Annotated in this window: 18 protein-coding genes and 1 pseudogene; 8 read left to right on the forward strand and 11 right to left on the reverse strand. The window is 72.2% G+C overall.

Annotation, left to right across the window (positions count from 1 at the left end; all coding sequences use genetic code 11):
• Positions 1-62 precede the first annotated feature (62 nt).
• The gene (locus H7A72_RS05915; protein ID WP_185221942.1) at positions 63-1,628 is read right to left on the reverse strand and encodes an HNH endonuclease signature motif containing protein; all 1,566 of its coding nucleotides are present in this window, start codon (positions 1,626-1,628) and stop codon (positions 63-65) included.
• 375 nt (positions 1,629-2,003) lie between these two features.
• Between H7A72_RS05915 and H7A72_RS05920 the strand changes: the two genes are divergently transcribed.
• Both H7A72_RS05920 and H7A72_RS05925 read left to right on the forward strand, forming a co-directional pair.
• Entirely contained in the window at positions 2,004-3,191 is a 1,188-nt protein-coding gene (locus H7A72_RS05920; RefSeq protein ID WP_223277801.1) for an IS110 family transposase, read from the forward strand.
• Between the two features lie 59 nt (positions 3,192-3,250).
• On the forward strand, positions 3,251-4,099 hold the full coding sequence (locus H7A72_RS05925) for a S9 family peptidase (protein ID WP_185221944.1): 849 nt from the start codon (positions 3,251-3,253) through the stop codon (positions 4,097-4,099).
• On the opposite strand, the gene H7A72_RS05930 is transcribed toward H7A72_RS05925, so the two are convergent.
• The 10 genes from H7A72_RS05930 to H7A72_RS05975 all read right to left on the reverse strand — a co-directional run bounded on the left by H7A72_RS05930 (position 4,068) and on the right by H7A72_RS05975 (position 14,425).
• Positions 4,068-5,300, reverse strand: a complete 1,233-nt coding sequence (locus H7A72_RS05930) for a kynureninase (protein WP_185221945.1) — start codon at positions 5,298-5,300, stop codon at positions 4,068-4,070. The genes H7A72_RS05925 and H7A72_RS05930 overlap by 32 nt on opposite strands.
• Complete coding sequence (gene kynA / locus H7A72_RS05935) at positions 5,297-6,139, reverse strand: tryptophan 2,3-dioxygenase (protein WP_185221946.1); 843 nt, start codon at positions 6,137-6,139, stop codon at positions 5,297-5,299. The genes H7A72_RS05930 and kynA overlap by 4 nt, the downstream gene beginning before the upstream one ends.
• Positions 6,136-7,542, reverse strand: coding sequence for an MFS transporter (locus H7A72_RS05940; RefSeq protein WP_185221947.1), 1,407 nt, complete (start codon positions 7,540-7,542; stop codon positions 6,136-6,138). The genes kynA and H7A72_RS05940 overlap by 4 nt, the downstream gene beginning before the upstream one ends.
• Positions 7,539-8,897, reverse strand: a complete 1,359-nt coding sequence (locus tag H7A72_RS05945; RefSeq protein WP_185221948.1) for an MFS transporter — start codon at positions 8,895-8,897, stop codon at positions 7,539-7,541. Before H7A72_RS05945 ends, H7A72_RS05940 begins: the two co-directional genes overlap by 4 nt.
• 25 nt (positions 8,898-8,922) lie before the next feature.
• Entirely contained in the window at positions 8,923-10,155 is a 1,233-nt protein-coding gene (gene fahA / locus H7A72_RS05950) for a fumarylacetoacetase (RefSeq protein WP_084450608.1), read from the reverse strand.
• Between the two features lie 14 nt (positions 10,156-10,169).
• Complete coding sequence (locus tag H7A72_RS05955; protein WP_185221949.1) at positions 10,170-11,006, reverse strand: hypothetical protein; 837 nt, start codon at positions 11,004-11,006, stop codon at positions 10,170-10,172.
• Positions 11,003-12,214 carry a homogentisate 1,2-dioxygenase gene (locus H7A72_RS05960; RefSeq protein WP_185221950.1) on the reverse strand — a complete coding sequence of 404 codons (1,212 nt, stop codon included), beginning with the start codon at positions 12,212-12,214 and terminating at the stop codon, positions 11,003-11,005. The genes H7A72_RS05955 and H7A72_RS05960 overlap by 4 nt, the downstream gene beginning before the upstream one ends.
• Positions 12,215-12,315: 101 nt before the next feature.
• Positions 12,316-12,987, reverse strand: coding sequence for an IclR family transcriptional regulator (locus H7A72_RS05965; RefSeq protein WP_185221951.1), 672 nt, complete (start codon positions 12,985-12,987; stop codon positions 12,316-12,318).
• A gap of 12 nt (positions 12,988-12,999) precedes the next feature.
• A complete protein-coding gene (locus H7A72_RS05970; protein ID WP_185221952.1) occupies positions 13,000-13,968 on the reverse strand; it encodes a MerR family transcriptional regulator in 969 nt (322 codons plus the stop codon).
• A gap of 22 nt (positions 13,969-13,990) precedes the next feature.
• On the reverse strand, positions 13,991-14,425 hold the full coding sequence (locus H7A72_RS05975) for an SRPBCC family protein (protein WP_185221953.1): 435 nt from the start codon (positions 14,423-14,425) through the stop codon (positions 13,991-13,993).
• Positions 14,426-14,590: 165 nt separating this feature from the next.
• Between H7A72_RS05975 and H7A72_RS05980 the strand changes: the two genes are divergently transcribed.
• From H7A72_RS05980 to H7A72_RS06005, 6 genes and pseudogenes are all read left to right on the forward strand, one after another.
• Entirely contained in the window at positions 14,591-15,904 is a 1,314-nt protein-coding gene (locus H7A72_RS05980) for an NAD(P)/FAD-dependent oxidoreductase (RefSeq protein ID WP_185221954.1), read from the forward strand.
• Positions 15,901-16,665 (forward strand): DUF1365 domain-containing protein, encoded by a 765-nt coding sequence (locus H7A72_RS05985; RefSeq protein ID WP_223277802.1) that lies wholly within the window; start codon positions 15,901-15,903, stop codon positions 16,663-16,665. The genes H7A72_RS05980 and H7A72_RS05985 overlap by 4 nt, the downstream gene beginning before the upstream one ends.
• Positions 16,662-17,921 carry a cyclopropane-fatty-acyl-phospholipid synthase family protein gene (locus H7A72_RS05990; RefSeq protein ID WP_185221956.1) on the forward strand — a complete coding sequence of 420 codons (1,260 nt, stop codon included), beginning with the start codon at positions 16,662-16,664 and terminating at the stop codon, positions 17,919-17,921. Before H7A72_RS05985 ends, H7A72_RS05990 begins: the two co-directional genes overlap by 4 nt.
• Positions 17,918-18,670: an SDR family oxidoreductase gene (locus tag H7A72_RS05995; RefSeq protein ID WP_084450593.1), complete on the forward strand. Its 753-nt coding sequence runs from the start codon at positions 17,918-17,920 to the stop codon at positions 18,668-18,670. The genes H7A72_RS05990 and H7A72_RS05995 overlap by 4 nt, the downstream gene beginning before the upstream one ends.
• A pseudogene (locus H7A72_RS06000) lies at positions 18,667-20,050 on the forward strand (deoxyribodipyrimidine photo-lyase). Before H7A72_RS05995 ends, H7A72_RS06000 begins: the two are co-directional and overlap by 4 nt.
• Positions 20,047-20,769, forward strand: a complete 723-nt coding sequence (locus H7A72_RS06005; protein ID WP_072624322.1) for a CPBP family intramembrane glutamic endopeptidase — start codon at positions 20,047-20,049, stop codon at positions 20,767-20,769. The pseudogene H7A72_RS06000 and the gene H7A72_RS06005 overlap by 4 nt, the downstream one beginning before the upstream one ends.
• Positions 20,770-20,775 lie beyond the last annotated feature (6 nt).

Consider the following 20,775-nt stretch of genomic DNA (forward strand, 5'->3'; position numbering starts at 1 on the left):
GTCGGGTCACGTGCCCGGTCAGATGGGTACGCCGTCGGATCGGCGGGGCGGGGCAGGAGCGTCTACGTCCGCCGGTGGAAGGCGAGCGAGACCGTGCCGTTGCCCAGGCGTGTGACGACATGGCGCCACAGCGCGCTGTCGATCATGTGGTGATGGGTGCCGCACAGAGGTGCGGCGTTGTCGAGGTCGGTGAGCCCGCCGGCCTCCCACGGCCGGAGGTGGTGGATCTCGGTCCACGCGAAGGGCCGGTCGCAACCCTCGGCGGCGCACTCGTCGTAGCGAGTGGCCAGGGCCATCCGCTGGTTGTCGGTGAAGAGGCGGCGCTGCCGCCCCAGGTCGATCGGGATCGAGTCGCCGTCGAGAACCGTCGGCAGCAGGCCCGCACCGCAGGCGAGTCGTCGCGCCGTGCCGGCGCTGATGACGTCGTGGACATCGGTCGAGCCGACTCGGGTGCCCGCGGGGACGAGCCCCTCGTCGAGCAGGCCGGCGAGCAGGTCGTCGACCCGGGTCGTGATGAGCATGGTCGCCGACACCTTGGAGTGGAGGTGGTCGGTGGGGATGCGCATCAGCAGGTCGGCGAAGGCCAGCCCCCGTCGGTGCTGCCAGTCGAGGCTGCGGTCGGAGGGGGAGAGCTGCTCCGCAGCCCTGCCAGACCCGCCAACGCCGCCCGAACCGCCGGCACCGCCCGACTCGTGGGCATCGCCCGGTCCGTCGGTCGTGCGGCGGCGCGGTGCGGTCATGGCGTCGATGACCTTCTTGAGCATCATCCCGGAGACCCAGGGCACGGTGAACTGCCCGGTCATCGTGCCGTCGCGGTTGTCCTTGACCCAGAAGGCGGCGCGCTCGCGGGCCGCCTCCTCCTCGCGGGCCACGAGGTCGTCCTCGTGCTGGTCGACGACGGCCTCGTCAGGCTCGTAGGTCTCGAGCACCCGACGCGCCGCACGTCGCAACTGACTCGGGGAGCGGTTGGCCGCCAGCCGCAGCAGCTCGGCCTCGCAGGCCCGGCGCTGGTCGGTCGTGACCCCCTCGGGCAGGTCGTCGAGGCCGCGCAGGATGACCTTGGCGTGGGCGGCGCTGATCGTGCCCGCGTCGAGAGCGGCAGCCGTGAGGGTCAGGCGCGGCCCACGTCCGGCGCGGCTGCGATCCTTCGCTGCGTCTCCCGCGTCTCCCGCGTCTCCCGGGTCGCCGGCTGCGCCCGGACCGCCCCCGGCGCCTCCCGAGCCACCCGCTGCATCACGCTCGGCATCACCCATCGCCTCGGCCAGCATCGCGTCGCTGGCCGACGTGGTGCGGTCGCTGCCGGTCGCGCCGGCCAACCACGACCCCGTGTCGGTGTGCCCGGCCACACCGGTCGCACCGGTGCTCGCGGCCCGCGCGGTCAGCCTCAACTTGAGCGCATCGACCCGGCGGGAGAGCCGCTCGACCTCACCGATGTGCCCGCGCAGGTCGGTCAGGTCTTCGGGTCGCTCGATGAGCGCCTGCATCATCTGGCCCACCTGGTGCTGGGCCTGTCGCATCAGGATGTCCAGCGACGGAGGGGGCATCTCGATGGGGCGACGCAGACGCACGAGGTCGACCGCGGACACGTGGTCCGCCAGTCGCGTCTCAAGCGTCGATGCTTGTCCCATGACCCCACTCTATCGAACATGTGTTCGAGAGTTCAACCCCCTTCGGCATCTCGTCCGGCGGCCATCCCACACCTGCCGGTCCCCTGATCCAATCCATGACCGTACGTGCCACCACCGACACTGATGATGGAATCAGGGTCCGAGGGGTCGTGACTCACCCTCCGACTGGCGCCCTGTTGGGTTGCCTTCCAGTTGATCTGTCCGGCCCCTCGGGCTCGCCGCCGGCCGGGGCGGTCATGACCTGATAAGAGCTTGGCAGTTCCTCACCAGTGTCCTGTCTGACCGCCCACGGCCGACGTCACCCAGTCGACGACAGCCGAGAAGGGCGCTTCCAGCATGACAGCAGCAGCACCGACATACCCAGACCACGAAGCCGTGGAGGAGGTCGTCGGCGGCATCGACACCCACGCCGACACCATCCACGTGGCCGTGGTGACCGTTGTAGGGCGCGATGTCGCCGACGAAGAATTCCTCACCACGCTCGCCGGGTACCGCGCAGCGACCGACTTCCTTCAGGCCCATGGCGTGATCGAGCGTGTCGGGATCGAGGGCACCAGCTCCTACGGGGCAGGCATCGCCCGGGCCTGCGCCGCGGCCGGTATGGACGTGCGGGAAGTCCTGCGACCCGACAAGACCGTGCGCCGCAAACAAGGCAAGTCCGACCCCATCGACGCCTACCACGCAGCCCGCGCCGTGCTGTCGGGGCGATCGACCTCGGCGCCCAAGGACGAGAAGATCCTCGGTCTGCGCGCCCTGCACACCGCGCGACGCTCAGCCGTCAAGGCCCGCACCGCGACGATCCACCAGATCCAACAACTCCTGATCACCGCCCCCGACGGCATCCGGGAGAAGTACCGCGACCTGAACAACGCTCGACTGGTCGAGACACTCGCTCGCTGTCGCCCCAACCGGGATGACCTGGTCGGTGGCGCCGTGCTGCGAGCGATGAAAGACCTCGCCGCCCGCCACGCCTTCTTGGACGAGCAGGCCAGCGACCTCGAAGCCGACATCACGGCCATCGTCCGCACGCTCAACCCCGGCCTGCTCGGCGCCCACGGCGTCGGCCCGGACACCGCAGCACAACTGCTGATCACCGCCGGGGGCAACCCCGAACGCCTCAGCCACGAGGCGTCGTTCGCCGCGCTGTGTGGGACTGCGCCCGTACCCGCATCCTCGGGCAAAACCAACCGCTACCGGCTGTCGCGAGGAGGAGACCGCGCGGCCAACAGCGCACTACACCGCATCGCTCTGGTGCGCGTGGTCAGCCACGCCCAGACCCGCGGCTACGTCCAGCGACAACGCGACAAAGGCCGCTCCAGCAAGGAGATCCTGCGCCGCCTCAAGCGAGCCATCGCCCGCGAGATCTTCAAATACCTCACCCGGACCATCACCGTGCCCGCCATCGACGACCTACGACCGATGAGACAGGCCAAGAACATCACCTTGACCAGCGCCGCCCAACACTTCGGCGTCTGGCCCGCACGCATCTCCACCCTCGAACGAGGCACCAGACGAGACGACGACCTCGCCAACGCCTACCGCGCCTGGCTCACCGCCGCTTGACAATCAATAGGAGCATCAACCCCCTCCACGACCCGAGCGCCGCGTGGGAGGGTGAGGTCGTGGCTGTCGACGACGAGACCGAGGACGAGACCCTCACCCGCCTCCAGGGCGAAGGGGGCCCGCCTCACCCCGTCGAACCGGTGACCCTGCTCGCCTACGGCGACCTGCCGGACCAGGTGGTCGAGATCCACGAGCCGCCGACGAGCGCGGCCTCCGACGGCGCCGCCTCCGACGGCGCGGCCCCCGACGGTGCCGCGCACACCGCCGTCCGCACCCTCGTCGTCGTCCACGGCGGCTACTTCCGCCCCGGCGTCGACCGCACCCACGCCCGACCCATGGCGCGCGCGCTCGTGGCAGCCGGCTGGCGCGTGGCCCTGGCCGAGTACCGCCGCGTGCCGGGCGATCCCGAGGCGACGACCGCCGACCTGACCGCCCTCGACGCGCGCCTGCGAGCCGACGGTCACGACGTCGCCGCCTGGGTCGGCCACAGCGCCGGCGGCACCCTGGTCCTCTGGCGCGCGCTCACGCCCACGCTGCCCCCGGTCCCCGTCGTCGCCCTGGCCCCCGTCGCCGATCTCGACGAGGCGGTCGACGACCGCCTCGGCACCGACGCCGTGCGCGACTGGATCGGCGCCACGCCTGCGCAGGCTCCCGAGATCTACGCCCGCCTCGACCCCCTTCGCCTGCGGGACGCAATGCCTCCACAAAGAACCAATGACGTTGCGGCACAGGGCATCACGATCGTGCACGGCGACGCCGACGTGACCGTCCCCCTCCGCCAGTCGGCCGGATGGGAGCGCAGCGTGCTCCCCGGAGCAGACCACTTCGACGTCGTCGACCCGCGCTCGCCGCATTGGCCTTCGGTGCTCGCCGCGATCACCCGGCGCGCAGCACCTCGTCGACCATGACGAGCGCCTCGGCCACCTCGCCATAGCTCGTGCTGAGCGGCGACAGGCCGAGCCGGATCCCGTCGGGTTCGCGGAAGTCCGGCACCACATCGCGGTCCCACAGCACGGGGTAGACCTCGCGGAAGCGCGGGTGGGCCAATGTCACGTGCCCGCCCCGCAGCTCGTCGTCGAGTGGGGAGACCACCCGCACGCCGTGGTCGCCGAGCAGCCCGTCGACCGACTCGATGACGAAGCGCCCGAGCCGAGCGGCTTTGTCCCGCACCGCATCCAGCCCCACCGACTCGATGAGGTCGACGGTGTCCTCGATGCCGACCATGCCGAGCACCGGGGGAGTGCCGGAGATGAAGCCGCGCATGCCGGCGCCCGGCGCGTAGCCCGGCCCCATGACAAAGGGCTCGGCGTGGCCCATCCACCCCTGGATCGGCTGCCGCAGCCACTCCTGGTGCCGTGCCGCGACGTAGCCGAAGGCGGGTGCCCCCGGCCCACCACCGAGGAACTTGTAGGTGCACCCCACCGCGAGGTCGACGCCGTGCGCGTCTAGGTCGCTGTGCACGACGCCGACGGAGTGGCACAGGTCCCACAGCACCAGCGCACCGGCGTCGTGGGCGAGCCGGGTGATCTCGGGCAGGTCGGCGATCCACGCGGACTTGTAGGCGACGTGGGAGAGCAGGACGACACCGGTGCGACCGGTCAGGGCGCCGGCGACGAGGTCGGGGGTGACCCCCTTCGCCGGGTCCGGCTCGAGCCACACGAGCTCGGCGCCGGTCTCGGCCGCGATGCCTTCTGCCACATAGCGATCGGTCGGGAAGTTTTCGGTGTCGAGGACGATCTCGGGCCGCTGCGGCCCGGCCGCGGCCACGGCCGCGCGCAAGAGCTTGTAGAGCATCACCGTCGTGGAGTCGCCGACGACGGTCTGGCCGGGCGCCGCGCCGAGGCAGACCTCGCCGATGCGGTCGCCGAGCCGCAGCGGCAGGTCCATCCACTGCTCGTCCCACGACCGGATGAGCCGCGTGCCCCAGGCGCCGGCGACGAGCTCGGCGATCCGTTCCGCGGTGGCGCGAAGGGGGCGCCCCAGCGAGTTGCCGTCGAGATAGGCGACGAGCCCTGGCGAAGGGAGGTAGAGGTCCCGCGTGTGGCGAAGGGGATCCGCCGCGTCGAGCCGAGTTGCCGTGTCCCGCAGCGCCGCTGCCGCGCCGCTCATGCCCCGATCTCCGTCCGCACCGCGAAGAGCTCGGGGAAGAAGGTCAGGTCGAGCGCTCGCTGGAGGAACCCGACGCCGGAGCTGCCACCGGTGCCCGTCTTCATGCCGATGGTGCGCTGCACCGTCTTGAGGTGGCGGAAGCGCCACAGCTGGAAGTTGTCCTCGAGGTCGACGAGCTCCTCGCAGGCTTCGTAGACGTCCCAGTGCTGCTCGGCGTCGCGGTAGATGTCGGTGAGCACCGCGGTGAGCTCGGGGTCGAGCTCGTGGGCCGTGGTGACGTCCCGCTCGAGGACCCGCTGGGGGATCGGGTAGCCGCGGCGGGAGAGGTGGCGGAGGAACTCGTCGTAGAGGCTCGGCGCCTCGAGCAGCTCGCTGAGCACGGCGTGCGCCTCGGGGTCGCTGGCATGGACCGGGAGCATGCCGGCGTGCTTGTTGCCGAGGGCGAACTCGACCGCGCGGTACTGCCAGGACTGGAAGCCCGACGCGTGCCCGAGGAAGGGTCGGAACTCCTGGTACTCCGTCGGCGTGAGGGTCGCGAGCACCGACCACTGGTCGGTGAGCGTGCGCTGGATGTGCTTCACTCGCGCGATCCGCTTGAGCGCCATGCGCATCTCGTCGGCGGCGAGGAGCGCCATGGCAGAACGCGTCTCGTGCAGCACGAGCTTGAGCCACAGCTCCGACGTCTGGTGCTGGACGATGAAGAGCATCTCGTCGTGGTGCTCGCTCACCGGGCGCTGCGCGTCGAGGAGGGTGTCGAGCGCCAGGTAGGACCCGTAGGACATCTCCTCCCGGAAGTCGCGGTGGACGCCGGCCTCGATGTCGCGCGTGTTACCAGTCACCGCTCCACGGTACGGCCCCGCAGGGCGGCTCCGGCGAGCAACCCGCCGCCGGCGATGACGACGGCGCAGGCGAGCATCGCGGTGCGAAATCCGGCGTCGAAGGCGGCCGGGTCCTCGACGACACGTCCGGTGAGCCCGGCCAGCGGTGGCACTGCCGCGACGCCGAGCAGACCCCCGGCGCGGGCGACGGCGTTGTTGATGCCGGACGCGAGACCGGCGTGCTCGTCGGGCGCGCTCGACAGGGCCGTGGCGGTGAGCGGAGCGACCATCAGGGTCAGGCCGAGACCGAAGACGACGACCCCCGGCAGCACGTCGAGCACGTAGTCGGTGGTCGGCCCGGTGCGCAGCAGCAGGACGATCCCGAGGGCCATGACGATCGGCCCGACGGACATCGGCAGGCGCGGCCCCATGCGCTCGCCGAGGGCGCCCGCGCGGCTCGAGCCGATCATCATGAGCAGGGTCGTGGGCAGCGAGGCGATGCCGGAGGCGATCGGCGACCAGCCGGCGACGACCTGCAGCTGGACCACGAGAAGCAGGAAGACGACCCCCATGCCGCCGTACACGAGGAAGGTCACGACGGTGACGGTCGAGAAGGTGCGCGACCGGAAGATCCCCAACGGCAGCATCGGTGCCGTCGTGCGGTGCTCGTGGGCGACGAAGATGACCGCGGCGACGACCCCGACCACCGCGGCCACGACGGCGAAGGGGGGAAGTCCCCCTTCGCCTGCAGCGGTGAGGGCATACGTCGTGCCGGCGAGCGCGACGACACCCAGCCCCGCGCCGATGACGTCGAGGGGGGCCTGCTGCGACCGGTCCGTCGGAGCGGGCCTCGGCAGGCGTGCCGCGATGGCCAGCGTGACCGCAGCGATCGGCAGATTGATGAGGAAGACCCAGCGCCACGACGCGACGTCGACGAGCCAGCCACCGACGAAGGGCCCGACCGCCATCGCGACGCCGCCCAGACCAGCCCACGCACCGATGGCTCGTGCCCGGTCCTCGCGGACGATCATCGACTGGAGGAGCGCGAGGCTGGCGGGCGTGAGCAGGGCGCCGCCGACGCCCTGCACGACCCGTGCGGCGACGAGAGTCCAGGCGGTGGGCGCGAACCCGCACGCGAGCGAGGCAGCGGTGAACCATGCGACGCCCAGCACGAAGACCCGCTGGCGGCCGAGCCGGTCACCGAGCAAACCGCCGAGGAGGATGAAGGCCGCCAGAGTGAGCGCATAGCCGGTCACGACCCACTGCAGGGTGGCGAAGGGGGAGTCGAAGGAGCGCCCGATCTGCGGCAGGGCGACGTTGACGATCGTCGCGTCGATACCCGCCATGCCGGACCCGAGGATCGTCATCACCAGCAGCAGGCGGCCCTGCGGGGAGGCCATGCGCACGCCGCCGGGGGACGTCACGCCAGGCCTTCGACCTCGGGCAGGCGGCGGGAGGTGACGACACCCAGGACGCCGAGACCCGCGAGGAAGAGCAGTGCCCAGATGACGCCGAAGCCGGCGATGGCCGAGCTGATCGCGCCGACGAGTAGCAGGACGACGCCCATCGCGGAATTGGAGACGGCGACATAGGTCGTGCGCTGGTCACCTTCGGCCATGTCGACGACATAGGTCTTGCGCCCGACGCGCACGCCGGTGTGCAGCATCGTCACGAGGAAGTAGGCGGCGACGAAGATCGCATAGGTCGCCAGGCTGTCGCCGTCGAGGTCGAGGAACGTGTCGAGCAGCACGAGGACGAGCAGCACGAGGGAGGCCAGAGCAGCGCCGGTCGTCATCAGGCGCTTGCTCGAGCGGTCGGCCATGCGTCCGAAGATTCGTCCGCCGAGGAGCGCGGCCAGACCCGAGGCGATGATGAAGCCACCAAGGCCGGTCAGCGCCGGCGCCCCCGCCTGCACCGCGAGGGTGACGATGAAGGGCGGGCTGAGCGAGGAGACGAGCAGGAAGCTGCGGACCGTGACGAAGGAGCGGAAGGTCGCGTCCTCGCGCAGCAGGGTGAGCGTCTGCGCGAACCAGTTGTCCTGCTCCTCTTCACCCTCGCCCTCGCCCCGGTCCCTGAGGAGGTCGCTCTGCGACCGTCTCGAAGGGGCATCCACCGGCTCGTGCACGCTCCACCACACGAGCGCCACGAGCACCCACAGCACCGACCCGATGCCGAGAATCGCCGCGAGCGTCTGCGCGTCGAGGCCTTCGCCGAGGGCGCGAACGGCGAGGCCGAGGGTGATGGCGACGAGACCGGAGGCGGTCGTGGCGAGGCCGTTGATCTGGCCGCGCTCTCCCTTCGGCACCGTCCTGGCCTGCACGTCCTTGGAGGCGATGGACGTCAGGCACCGACCGAGGGAAAACACCGCGAGCGCGACGATGATCGTCAGGCCCGCGGCGAGCCCGCTGCCGATCGCGGCGGTGACGGCCATGACGGCGACGGACAGGGCCTGGACGAGGGCGCCGACGAGCGTGACGAGCTTGCGCTGGCGGACCTTGATGACGAGGGGGGTGAGGAAGGCCTGGGGGAGCATCGATCCGGACTCGCGGATCGGCACGAGGGCGCCGGTGAGCGCGGCCGGCACACCGATGGCGTGGAAGAGCCATGGCAGGACCGTCGAGGCGTTGACCATCTGGTCGCCCGAGGACTGCAGGGCGTTGGCCCCGACGAGCCGAACGGTGTTGCCCGGCACGTTGCGCCGCACGGGTTCCGGCAGCTCGGCCTCCGCCTCGAGGTCGCGCTTGATCAGACGCGCGTGCAAGCGCTCGGTGGTGGTCACCGCGTCAATCTAGACGCCCCCGCCGTCACCTCGCCGGCAGGATTGTCCCCACGCACTCGCCGAGGTCGATGACCGACCCGTCGGCGCCGGGCGCGTGGCCGCGCAGCACGACGGTCTGACCGTCCTCGAGGAAGCGCTGCTCGCGTCCGTCGGCGAGCACGAGCGGCTCCTTGCCGCCCCACGACAGCTCCATGAAGGAGCCGCGCTGGTCGCGCTCGTCACCCGAGACGGTGCCGGACCCGAAGAAGTCACCGGGCCGGAGCGAGGCGCCGTTGACGCTCATGTGCGCGACCATCTGCGGCGCGGTCCAGTACATCGTGCGGTAGGGCGGGTGCGAGACGACCTCGCCGTCGAGCTCGACCTCCATCGTGATGTCGAGGGCCCAGTCCCGGCCCGTGTCGTCGAGGTACTCCGCGAGGGCGTGCTCACGCGCCGGCGGGGCGACCCGGGCGGCGGCCAGCGCGTCCCACGGCACGACCCACAGCGAGATCGACGAGGCGAAGGACTTGCCGAGGTAGGGGCCGAGCGGCACGTACTCGAAGCCCTGGATGTCGCGCGCCGACCAGTCGTTGAAGAGCACGACACCGAAGAGGTGCTCGGCCGCGGCCCGCGCGACGGACACCTCGCCGTCGGGTGCGGACCCGCCGACCACGAAGCCCATCTCGGCCTCGATGTCGAGTCGGCGCGACGGACCGAAGCTCGGGGTCCCGCCCTCCTCGGGCCGCAGCCCCTTGGGCCGCGGCACGTCGGTCCCCGACGGCACGACGGTGCCGGCGCGGCCGTGGTAGCCGACGGGCAGGTGCTTCCAGTTGGGCAGGAGCGGCGCTTGGTCCGGGCGAAACATGCGCCCGATGTTGCTCGCGTGCTGCTCCGACGCGTAGTAGTCGACGTAGTCGGCGACGGTGAAGGGCATGTGCATCGTCACCTCGGACACCGGCGTCGACACCGCCGCGACGATGCCATCGAGCCCGTCGGTCGTGACGACCTCCTGCAGCCAGGCGCGCAGCGGCTGCCACACCGTGTGGCCGGCGGCGAGCAGCGTGTCGAGGTCGTCCGCCGACGCCGCGTCGCCCACCTCGAGCGCCAGCGCGGGGCCACCCGCGCCGGCCACGGCCGGCACGAGGTCACGCAGCGAGATCGCCACGTCACCGAGGCGCACGCCCAGCCGCGGCTCACCGCCGGCGGGGGAGAAGGAGCCGTAGGGCAGGTTGTCGGGGCCGAAGCCCTCGGTCGCAAGTCGTTGTGCCGCAGTCGTCATGGAGCGTCCTGTCGTCAGAGGGCGGGGAAGAGGTCGAGTCGGTGCAGGCTCTCGGCGGGCTCGCCGACGCTGCACGTGCCGAAGCTGGTGAAGGAGGCGCGCCAGGCGCCGTCGGAGGCGGCCACGGCCTCGCCGAGTCGCACCGGGTGGGTCTCGGCGAGCCAGCCGGCGACGACCCCGCGGTCTTCGCCGGCGCGCGCGGCCTGCGTGGCCAGCGCGATGTTGAGGAAGCCGTGGTGGGTGAAGCCCGTGTCGGCGTTGGTGTAGCGCACCGCCTCGTGCAGCCCCGCCGTGAGCTTGAAGGGCAGCCCGGCGGTCACCGCGGCGACGAGCACGTCGCCGAGCTCCTGCGGGGTGGGGAAGAGGTGCGCCTCGATCCCGCCCGTCCGGTACTTCAGCCGAAGGGGGGTCCCCGCCAGCAGGTCGAGGGCGCCCTGCGAGACCTGGGCTGCCGTCAGCTCCACGTAGACCGGCAGGTCGGTCACCGCTGCGGCCTCGGCGATCTGGGCCTCCCACACCGACCGGTCGTCGGGGGCCGTCTTGAGCTCCACGGCCACGACCTGCAGCTCGGGGGTCACCCCCTTCGCCACGTCGAGCGCCTCGTGGAGCCGGCCCGCCGGGGTGACCACGGAGACCTCGACCGGACCACCGGAGAGGTCGAGGCCGGCCGCGACCCGGCGTGCCTCCGGCAGGTCCGCCAGCGACAGCACGGCCGGACCCACAGCACTGTCGAGGAGCGTCGAGCGGCGCGCGACGTGGTCGGTCACGGCCTGCGTCACGGGCGCGAGCCCGGGCGGGAAGGTCGCGGCGTCGTCGAAGAACGCGACGAACTGCTCGGGCACGGCGCTCATGCGTCACCCACCCATCGCCCGCCGGTCCACGACCGCGCGTAGACCCCGTCGTCGACGGCCACGCCGCCCTCGCCGAGGTCGAGCGGGCGGAAGGTGTCGACCATGACGGCCGTCTCGTCGAAGTACTCCGCGCCGAGCGATGCCTCGACGGCGCCCGGCTGCGGGCCGTGCGCGTGCCCGCCGGGGTGCACCGAGATCGACCCCTTGCCGATGCCTGAGCCCTTGCGCGCCTCGTAGTCACCGTCGACGTAGAACATGATCTCGTCGCTGTCGACGTTGGAGTGGTAGTACGGCACCGGCACGGCGAGCTCGTGGTAGTCGACCTTGCGCGGCACGAAGTTGCAGATGACGAAGTTGTGGCCCTCGAAGACCTGGTGGACCGGCGGCGGCTGGTGCACCTTGCCCGTGATCGGCATGTAGTCGCGGATGTTGAAGACATAGGGGTAGAGGCACCCGTCCCAGCCCACGACGTCGAAGGGGTGCTCGGGCACCGTGTGGATCGTGCCGGTGATGCCGCTCGGGCCGCGCCCGCGGTGCTTGATGTGCACGTCGACGTCCTGCGCGTCGACGAGCAGCGGCTGCGTCGGGCCGCGCAGGTCGCGCTCGCAGTAGGGCGCGTGCTCGAGCAGCTGGCCGTAGCGCGAGAGATAGCGCTTCGGCGGGGCGATGTGGCTGCTCGCCTCGATGGCGTAGAGGCGCGCGGTCTCGCCCTCGCGCAGCACCCACCGGTGAATCGTCGCGCGGGGGATGATCGCGTAGTCGCCCTCGGCCACCTCGAGCGCGCCGAACTGCGTCTCGAGCAGCGCCGACCCGCGCTCGACGTAGACGCACTCGTCCCCGATGGCGTTCTTGTAGAGCGGCGAGGTGAGGCCGACGTGGGCGTAGGAGATGCGCACGTCGCCGTTGCCGAGGACGAGCCGGCGCCCGGTCACCGCATCGTTGGTCGCGGCCTGCTCGTCGGTGAAGAGGTCGTGCAGCTTGAGGTGCCGGGGGAGCAGCGGCTCGTTGGGCGTGAGCGTCTGGTCGGGCAGCTCCCACGGCCGCGCCCCGACGATGCTCGACGGGATGTGCCGGTGGTAGAGCAGCGAGCTGTCGGAGCTGAAGCCCTCCTCGCCCATGAGCTCCTCGGAGAGGATCCGGCCGTCGGCGTCCTTGAAGAGGGTGTGCCGCTTGCCCGGCACGGGTCCGACCTGGCGGTAGTGGGCCATGGGCTGTCCTTCACGTCGTTGTGCGGAGAGCGGATCAGAGTGTGCGCTCAGCGCACAGGCTAGCGGGTGTGGGTGCCGCGTGACCACCGCCGATCGGGGTCTCAGAGGTGGGTGACGGCCTCGCGAGCGTGCTGGACGAAGGGGAGCAGGGTCGCCACGTCGAGGTCGCCGGGACGGCCCAGGCGGATGACGCCGACGGCGCCTTCGACGTCGTCGGCGATGCTGCCGGTGCCAATGGCCAGGCCGAGCGCGCCGGGCTGGATCTGTCCGTCGGAGAGGGCGTGTCCGTCGGCGCGAGCGGTCTGCACGGCCTCGGGGTCGTCGGGTCGCGGCGGTCGCTGGGCCAGGATCGCGATGCCGTCGGCACCCGAGCTCAAGGGATGGCGGGTCCCGATCTGGTAGCTGATGCCGATGGCCCTGCGGACGCTCGGCTCGGCCACGGCGATGGCGACCGACTCGTCACGGTCGGCGATCGAGACGAAGGCCGTGCACCCGGTGTCGTCGGCGAGGTCCTGCACGAGCGGTTGCGCGGCTACGCGGTACTGGCTCATGAACCGCCCCGCGTAGGCGAGGGCGCCGGACCCGAGGCGGTAGAGACCGTCGCTCCCCTTGGCGACCAGGTGCCGCTGCTCGAGGGTTGCTAGCACCCGGTAGGCCCCGGCGCGGTGCACCCCGAGCTCGTCGGCGAGCGCCGCCGGTGAGGTGCCGCTCGTGCGCCGCGAGATGATCTCGATCGCCTCGAGGCCGCGGTCGAGGGTCTGCAGGGTGCTCATGGCCTGCGGAGTCTACGCAGGGGCCGGGCGCCGGCGGCGGCCCCGCAGGAGCCGGCTCACTTCCGCGGCGGCGGGCCCGACGGCGTGTCCGAGGCGTGTGGCGGCGTCGACGTCGTCCTGGTGGCTGCCGCCCACGCAGACGGTCACCCCGTGGTGGTCGGCCAGGGTCTTGGCGAGCGTGCTGGCCGTGCGGGCGTCCGGGCGCCGCGGCACGCCGATGACCACGCACCGCGCGGTGTGGGCCGTCAGAGCCGCGGTCCAGGCGTCGGTCGGCAGGTCGGCGCCCAGGTAGACGACGTCGACGCCCAGCCGACGCAGGGCCACTGCGAACGCGAAGACGCCGAGCTCGTGGTGCGCCCCGGCGGGCAGGCCGACGACCACCCGTGGCCCGCCGACCCTGCTGGCGGCGGCGTCGAAGGCGGCAGCGAGCCGTCGCAGCACGGTGTGTGCGACGAGGTGCTCCCCCGCAACGGTGAGCCGGCCGTCGGCCCAGGCCTCGCCGAGCTCGACGAGGGCGGGCATCAGCCAGTCGTCGACGACCGCCTCGAAGGAGCCGGTGGCGAATCGCTCGTCAAGAACCGCGGCGACCCCGGCCGGGTCCATCGCAGCGGCGGCGTCGAGCAGCCGCCGGGTCGCCTCGTCACCGGACGAAGGCGGTGTGCTGAGGTGCGACGGAGGAGCCTCGAAGTGGGGGCCGTCCGCCCGCGAGGGGGCGGGCGGGCCGGGGGTGGGCGATGGTGCGGGGGAGGGTGACCCCGTGCCGCTGTGGCGTCGGCCCGCCTCTGCCGCAGCATTGCTCGCCGTCCAGCCGTCGGCGACGAGCTCGGCCATCGTGCGCAGCCGCGCCAGCGTCTCGTCGTCGTAGAGGCGGTATCCGGCTTCGGTGCGCTGCGGCTCGACCACGTCGTAGCGGCGCTCCCAGGCGCGCAGGGTCGCGGCCGGGACCCCGGTCAGCTCGGCGGCGCGCTTGATCGTGTACATGGGCGGTGGTCCTCGGGCTCCTCTACAGCTGCGGCAGCACTCGGGTGAGTGCCTCCTCGGCATCGTCCCCGAGGCGCCGCAGCGGGCCGCGGAGGAAGGGGGTGGCCAGCTTGGCGAGGCCCTTGAAGGTGAAGTCCGCCTCGTAGACGAGCACGCTACCGCCGTCGGGACCCGCACTGATCGACATGGTGTCCTGCACGCCCACCGTGTCGTTGTCGCCGCGCATGACGACCAGGCGGCCCGGCTGCAGGTCGACCGTCACGTAGGTCAGCTCGGTCTGCCGCCCGCGGAAGACCGAGCGGTTGTGGTAGCGGCTGCCCACCCCGCCGTCGCCCTCGACGAGCTTCGTCTCGAGGGTGCCCGGGTCCCACTCCTCGCTCGTCGTGAAGTCGCTGAGGTAGGCGTACACGAGCGCCGGAGGGGTACCGGGGACGGTGATCGTGCGGGTGATCTTCATCGTCGAACCATCCTTGAACAAACATTTGACAACCGAACGAAAGTCACTCTAGCGTCTGGACAAAGGTTAAACAATCTTTGGACGCGGGTGGCGCCGAACCCCCTTCGAGAGTCGCCCTCTTCGAGAGTCGCCCCCTTCGTCCCCGTCCACCGCAGGAGTCCCGCCGTGACCGACCACCGCGACCCATCGTCCACCGGGCGTCCGCGCGCCGCCGTCGTCGGCGCGGGCGTCTCCGGCCTGACGGCCGCGCACGTTCTGGCCCGCACCCACGACGTCACCCTCTACGAGGCCGACAGCCGGCTCGGCGGGCACGCCCACACGCACACGGTGCCCACGAGCGACGGGGGCAGCCTGCGGGTGGACAGCGGGTTCATCGTCCACAACGAGCGCACCTACCCGCACCTGCTGCGCCTCTTCCGCGAGCTCGACGTGCCGACCCGGCCGACCGAGATGAGCATGTCGATCACCTGTGACGGGTGCGGCCTGTCGTGGGCCGGTGGCCGCGGCGCGGGCGCGGTGCTCGCCCAGCCGCGGCGGGCGCTCGACCCGCGCTTCGTGCGCATGCTCACCGAGATCCCGCGCTTCCACCGCGCCGCCCGGGCCCTGCTCCACGACGCGGGCGCCACGGACGACCCGACGTGGGGCGAGTTCCTCGACCGGCACGGCTTCTCGCGCTACTTCGTCGCCCACTTCGCGCTGCCGCTCGTCTCGTGCGTCTGGTCCTCCGGTGACGAGGACTCGCTCGACTACCCGGCCCGCCACCTCTTCGCCTTCCTCGAGCACCACGGCATGCTCAGCGTCTCCGGGTCGCCGACCTGGCGCACCGTCGTCGGCGGCTCGGCCACCTACGTCGACGCGCTCACCGCGCGACTGCCCGACGTGCGCACCGGCTCGCCGGTCACCGCGATCACCCGGCACGACGACGGGGTCGACGTGCGCACCGCCGGTGGGGGTCCCCTTCGGGGCTCCGCACCCGCCGAGACCTTCGACAAGGTCGTCGTCGCCACGCACGCCGACCAGGCCCTCGCCCTCCTCGCCGACGCGACCCCGCAGGAAAAGGAGGACCTCGCCGCGATCCGCTACACCCGCAACGAGACCGTGCTGCACCGCGACACGAGCCACCTGCCGCGGGCGCGGCGGGCGCGCGCGTCGTGGAACTACCGCAGCGCCACGTGCGGCGGCGCGCTGCAGCCGCGGGTCAGCTACTGGATGAACCGCCTCCACGGGTACGACGAGGGCGGTGACCAGTTCCTCGTGACGCTCAACTCCCCGACCCCCTTCGACGAAGGGGACGTGGTCGCCCGGATGGACTACGCGCACCCGGTCTTCACCCGGGAGGCGGTGGCCGCGGCCGCCCGCCTGCGCACCGCGGGCGGCGACCGGCTCGCCTTCGCCGGCGCGCACCTGGGCTGGGGGTTCCACGAGGACGGGTGCCGCTCGGGTGTCGAGGCGGCACAGCGGCTCGGGGGCTCGTGGTGACCACAGCAGCGACCCGCACCGACCTGCCGACCCTCCCGAGCCTGGTCGTCGGGACCGTGAGCCACACCCGCCGCACGCCGCTCGAGCACGCCTTCGCCCACCGCCACTACCAATGGCTCGTCGACGTCGACGACCTGCCGCGGCACCGCGGGCCGCTGCGGGCGCTGACCCGCATCGAGGCCCGCGACCACCTCGACGGCGGTCGGCTCGGCGGCGGGATCCGGGGCGACCTCGAGCGGTTCCTCGCCCACCGCGGCGTGCAGCTCGAGGCCGGTGACCGCGTCGTCATGCTCGCGCACGCGCGGGTGCTCGGGCACGTCTTCGACCCGCTCACCGTCTACTGGTGCCTCGCGCCCGACGGGCGGCTGCGGGCCTGCGTCTTCGAGGTGCACAACACCTACGGCGAGCGGCACGCCTACCTGCTCGACGTCGACGCGAGCGGTCGGGCGCGCACGGACAAGGCGTTCTACGTCTCGCCGTTCAACGACACCGAGGGGGAGTACGCGGTCTCGCTGCGGCTCGACCCCGAGCGGGTCACCGTGACCGTCGGCCTCGACCGCGACGGTGCTCGGGTGCTCACCGCGACGACGACCGGGGTGCCGCGCGCGGCGACGGACGCCGCGGTCGTGGGCACCGCCCTTCGCCATCTGCTCATGACCTGGCGCGTCAGCGCGCTCATCCGCATCCACGGCATCCGGCTGTGGGCGCGACGCCTGCCCATCCAGCCCCGCACTCCCCACCCACAGGAGCATGTCCGATGACCACAGCCCCCGCCCTCGACCAGCCGCTGTGCCTGCGGCGTCCCTCGCTGCGCCCGTGGTGCCTGCGTGCGCACCTGGCCCGCCCGATCCTCGCCGCCGTCCTGCGACGGGCGCCGGTGCGGGTGACGATGCCCGACGGCACCGAGCTCGGCGGCGCCGACGACCCGGACGCGCCCACGCTGCGCATCCTGCGGCCGACCGCGCTCTTCGAGCGGATGGCCCACCACCCGAAGATCGGGCTCGGCGAGGGCTACATGGCCGGGGACTGGGACGCCGCGCCCGGGACCGACCTGGCGGACGCGCTGCTGCCCTTCGCGCAGCGGATGACGACCCTCGTGCCCCCGGGGCTGGCCCGGTGGCGGCGGGTCGTCGACCGGCGCATCCCGGCCTCGACGCGCAACACGCTGCTCGGGTCGCGGACCAACATCGAGGCGCACTACGACCTGAGCAACGAGCTCTTCGAGGCCTTCCTCGACGAGACGCTCAGCTACAGCTCCGCGCTCTTCGACCGCTCGCGACCGCTCGCGGAGCAGAGCCTCGAGGAGGCCCAGGCGGCGAAGATCGAGGCGGTCCTCGACACCGCCGGTGTGCGCAAGGGGTCGCGCGTCCTCGAGATCGGCACCGGGTGGGGATCTCTCGCGATCGCCGCCGCGCGCCGAGGCGCGCAGGTCACGACGATCACGCTCTCGCGGGAGCAGGCCGAGCTGGCCCGTGAGCGCATCGCGGCTGCGGGCCTGGCCGACCGGGTGTCCGTGCGGCTGCAGGACTACCGCGAGGTCCAGGGACAGTTCGACGCGGTCGTCAGCGCCGAGATGATCGAGGCGGTCGGCGAGGAGTACTGGCCGACCTACTTCCGGACGATCGACGACCTGCTCGCCCCCGGTGGGGTGGCTGCGATCCAGTCGATCCTCATGTCGCACGATCGCTACCTCGCGACCCGGCGGTCCTACGGCTGGATCCAGAAGCACATCTTCCCCGGCGGGCTCATCCCCTCGACCCGGGCGATCGAGGAGACGACCGAGCGGCACACCTCGCTGCGGGTGACGAGCGCGCACCACTTCGGCCAGGACTACGCGGTGACGCTGCGCCGGTGGCGCGAGCGCTTCCTGGAGCAGTGGCCGACGATCTCCGCGGCGGGCTTCGACGAGACCTTCCGGCGCACGTGGGAGTTCTACCTCGCCTACTGCGAGGCCGGCTTCGCCGCCGGCTACCTCGACGTGGCGCAGATCCGCCTCGAGCGCGAGGTGCTGTTGTGAGCAGCCTGGTGGGGCAGCGGGTCTGGCTCGTCGGGGCGTCGAGCGGCATCGGCGCGGCTCTCGCCGAGGAGCTGCACGAGCGCGGAGCGATCGTCGCCGTGAGCGCGCGCCGGGCGGATCGGCTCGACGAGCTGTCCCGGGGGCGCTTCGCGACCGTCCCGGTCGACGTGACCGACCACGCCGCGGTGCTCGAGGGGGCACGGCAGGTGGGCGAGACCATCGGGCCCATCGACACGGTCGTGTGGTGTGCCGGCTACTGGCACACCTTCGACGCGACCGACTGGCAGGCCGAGGAGTTCGCCCGGCACGTCGAGGTCAACCTTCTCGGTCTCGGGCACGTCGTCGACGCCACCGTGCCCGACATGGTCGCCCGACGCAGCGGTCACCTCGTGGGCGTCGCCTCGGTCGCCGGTTACCGCGGCCTCTCCGGGGCCGAGGCCTATGCCGCGACGAAGTCGGCCCAGATCACCCTCCTGGAGTCCATGCGAGCGTCCTTGTCCGCGAAGGGAGTTCGCGTCACGACGGTCTGCCCCGGCTTCGTCCGGACGGAGATGACGGAGAGCAACTCCTTCCCCATGCCCTTCATCATCGACGCTGACGAGGCGGCGCGCGAGATCGCCGACGGCCTCGAGTCGGGCCGACCCGAGATCGTCTTCCCGTGGCCCATGGCGGTGACGATGAAACTCGCCCGCCTCCTGCCGGTGCGCGCATGGACGGCGCTGTCGTCACGACTGGCGGGCAGAGCATGACGAGCGTGCTGTGGTTTCGCCGGGACCTGTGCCTGGCCGACCACCCGGCGCTCCTCGCTGCCCATGACGAAGGGGAGGTCCTGCCCCTCGTCGTGCTCGAACCGGGTCAGGTGGACGACGAGCGCCCGCCGGCGCAGCGGTTGCGACGCTCGCTCGCCGCACTGCACCGGGCGACCGGGGGCGCCCTCGTCGTGCGCGTCGGCGACCCGGTGGACCTCGTGGCGCGGGCGGCCGAGGCGGTGGGCGCGGACCGGGTGCACGTCACCCGGGACACGACGCCGGAGGGCCGCGAGCGTGACGCGGCGGTCGCCGACGAGCTCACCGCTGCGGGTCGCGAGCTGGTGACGACCGGCAGTCCCTGTGCCGTCGGGCCGGGCCTGGTCCGCACGGGTGAGGGCACCCCCTACAAGGTGTTCACTCCCTTCGCCCGGGCCTGGCGCGACCACGGCTGGCCGGAGCCCGCGGGCAGGACCGACGTCGAGTGGAGGCGCGTCGACGCCGACCTGCTCGACGGCCTCGGCGACGACGGGCTCCCGGCGGTCCTGGCCGCTGCCGACGAGGAGGCGGTCGACGGAGCGGCAGGGGAGGAGGCTGCCCTGCGCCGGTGGCAGGCCTTCCTCGACGACGAGCTCGTCGACTACGACACCGCTCGTGACCGGCCTGACCTCGACGCGACGAGCCGGATGTCGGTCCACCTCGCCCACGGCGAGATCCACCCGCGCACGATGCTCGCCGACCTCGCTGCGCACCCCGACGGCGACGGCGAGGGCGCGCAGCGCTTCGTCACCGAGCTCGCCTGGCGCGAGTTCTACGCCGACGTGCTCTGGCACCACCCGGAGTCGGCCTGGCAGGACCTGCGTGACGTGCTCGCCGGCCTGCCCTACGACGAGGGTCCGGAGACCGACCGGCTCGTCGCGGCCTGGCGCGAGGGGCGCACCGGCTTCCCCTTCGTCGACGCGGGGATGCGCCAGCTCGCGGCGCAGGGCTGGATGCACAACCGGGTGCGGATGGTCGTCGCGAGCTTCCTCACCAAAGGACCTGCACGTGTGGTGGCCGGTCGGGGCGCGGCACTTCCTCGACCACCTCGTCGACGGCGACCTCGCCTCCAACTCCCACGGCTGGCAGTGGGTTGCCGGCACCGGGACGGACGCGGCGCCGTACTTCCGTGTCTTCAACCCCGTGCGGCAGGGGGAGCGCTTCGACCCCGACGGCGCCTACGTGCGCCGCTGGCTGCCCGAGCTCGCGCACCTGCCGGGCGCGACGGCGCACACCCCGTGGGACCACGACGAGGGGTACGCGCACGGCTACCCGCAGCGGGTCGTCGACCACGCGGAGGAGCGACGTGAGGCGCTGGACCGGTACGAGCGGACCCGGGCATGATCCACCCCGTGGTGGAACTGCGGGCCTTCATCGCAGCAGCGGTTGTCGCGCCGGTGCCGCGTGATCACCGGGAGCCCGACGCGCTGGTACGCCGACGCCGGGTGGTCAGCGCGCTGACCCTCGTCGTCGGAGCGGTCGTCCTCGCGGTGACCCTGCGCATCCCGCCTGGTGACGAGTCCTTCTACGTCGGCGGGCTGGCGCTCGCCGGGGTGTGGGCGGTCGGGGGCCTGGCGGCCGGGAGGCTGCACGTCGGGTGGGCACACACGCGCGAGTCCGGGCTGGCGCGACCGGTGGTGCAGCCCGTGGCACTGGCGCTGCTCGCCGTCGGAGTCTTCGTCGCCGGCGCCGTCGTCGTCGGCGCGGTGCCGTGGCTCGCCGACCGGGTCGATGCGGTGCTCGACCACGCCCGCTACGGCTCGCTGCCGATCGTCTGGCTCATCACCGTCGTGACGGGGGTCGGCGAGGAGCTCTTCTTCCGCGGGGCCCTCTTCGCCGCGGTCGGTAGTCGGCACGCGCTCGCCGTGACGACCCTCGTCTACACACTTGTCACCGCCGCCACCGGCAACGTCATGCTCACCTTTGCTGCCCTGCTGCTGGGGCTGCTCACCGGGGCCCAGCGTCGGGTCACCGGGGGAGTGCTCGCCCCGGTCATCACCCATGTCATCTGGTCCAGCTCGATGCTCGTGCTTCTTCCACCCGCCCTCGACCTCCTGAGGTGATCCACC

It is taken from the genome of Janibacter sp. YB324, assembly GCF_014217915.1.
Taxonomy (GTDB): Bacteria; Actinomycetota; Actinomycetes; order Actinomycetales; family Dermatophilaceae; genus Janibacter; species Janibacter indicus.

Coding starts and splice junctions, on each gene's coding strand:
- H7A72_RS06005 (WP_072624322.1), top strand. CDS start 20,047: ATGATCCACCCCGTGGTGGAACTGCGGGCCTTCATCGCAGCAGCGGTT.
- H7A72_RS05960 (WP_185221950.1), bottom strand. CDS start 12,214: ATGGCCCACTACCGCCAGGTCGGACCCGTGCCGGGCAAGCGGCACACC.
- H7A72_RS05990 (WP_185221956.1), top strand. CDS start 16,662: ATGACCACAGCCCCCGCCCTCGACCAGCCGCTGTGCCTGCGGCGTCCC.
- fahA (WP_084450608.1), bottom strand. CDS start 10,155: ATGACGACTGCGGCACAACGACTTGCGACCGAGGGCTTCGGCCCCGAC.
- H7A72_RS05975 (WP_185221953.1), bottom strand. CDS start 14,425: ATGAAGATCACCCGCACGATCACCGTCCCCGGTACCCCTCCGGCGCTC.
- H7A72_RS05970 (WP_185221952.1), bottom strand. CDS start 13,968: ATGTACACGATCAAGCGCGCCGCCGAGCTGACCGGGGTCCCGGCCGCG.
- H7A72_RS05930 (WP_185221945.1), bottom strand. CDS start 5,300: ATGAGCGGCGCGGCAGCGGCGCTGCGGGACACGGCAACTCGGCTCGAC.
- H7A72_RS05965 (WP_185221951.1), bottom strand. CDS start 12,987: ATGAGCACCCTGCAGACCCTCGACCGCGGCCTCGAGGCGATCGAGATC.
- H7A72_RS05915 (WP_185221942.1), bottom strand. CDS start 1,628: ATGGGACAAGCATCGACGCTTGAGACGCGACTGGCGGACCACGTGTCC.
- H7A72_RS05955 (WP_185221949.1), bottom strand. CDS start 11,006: ATGAGCGCCGTGCCCGAGCAGTTCGTCGCGTTCTTCGACGACGCCGCG.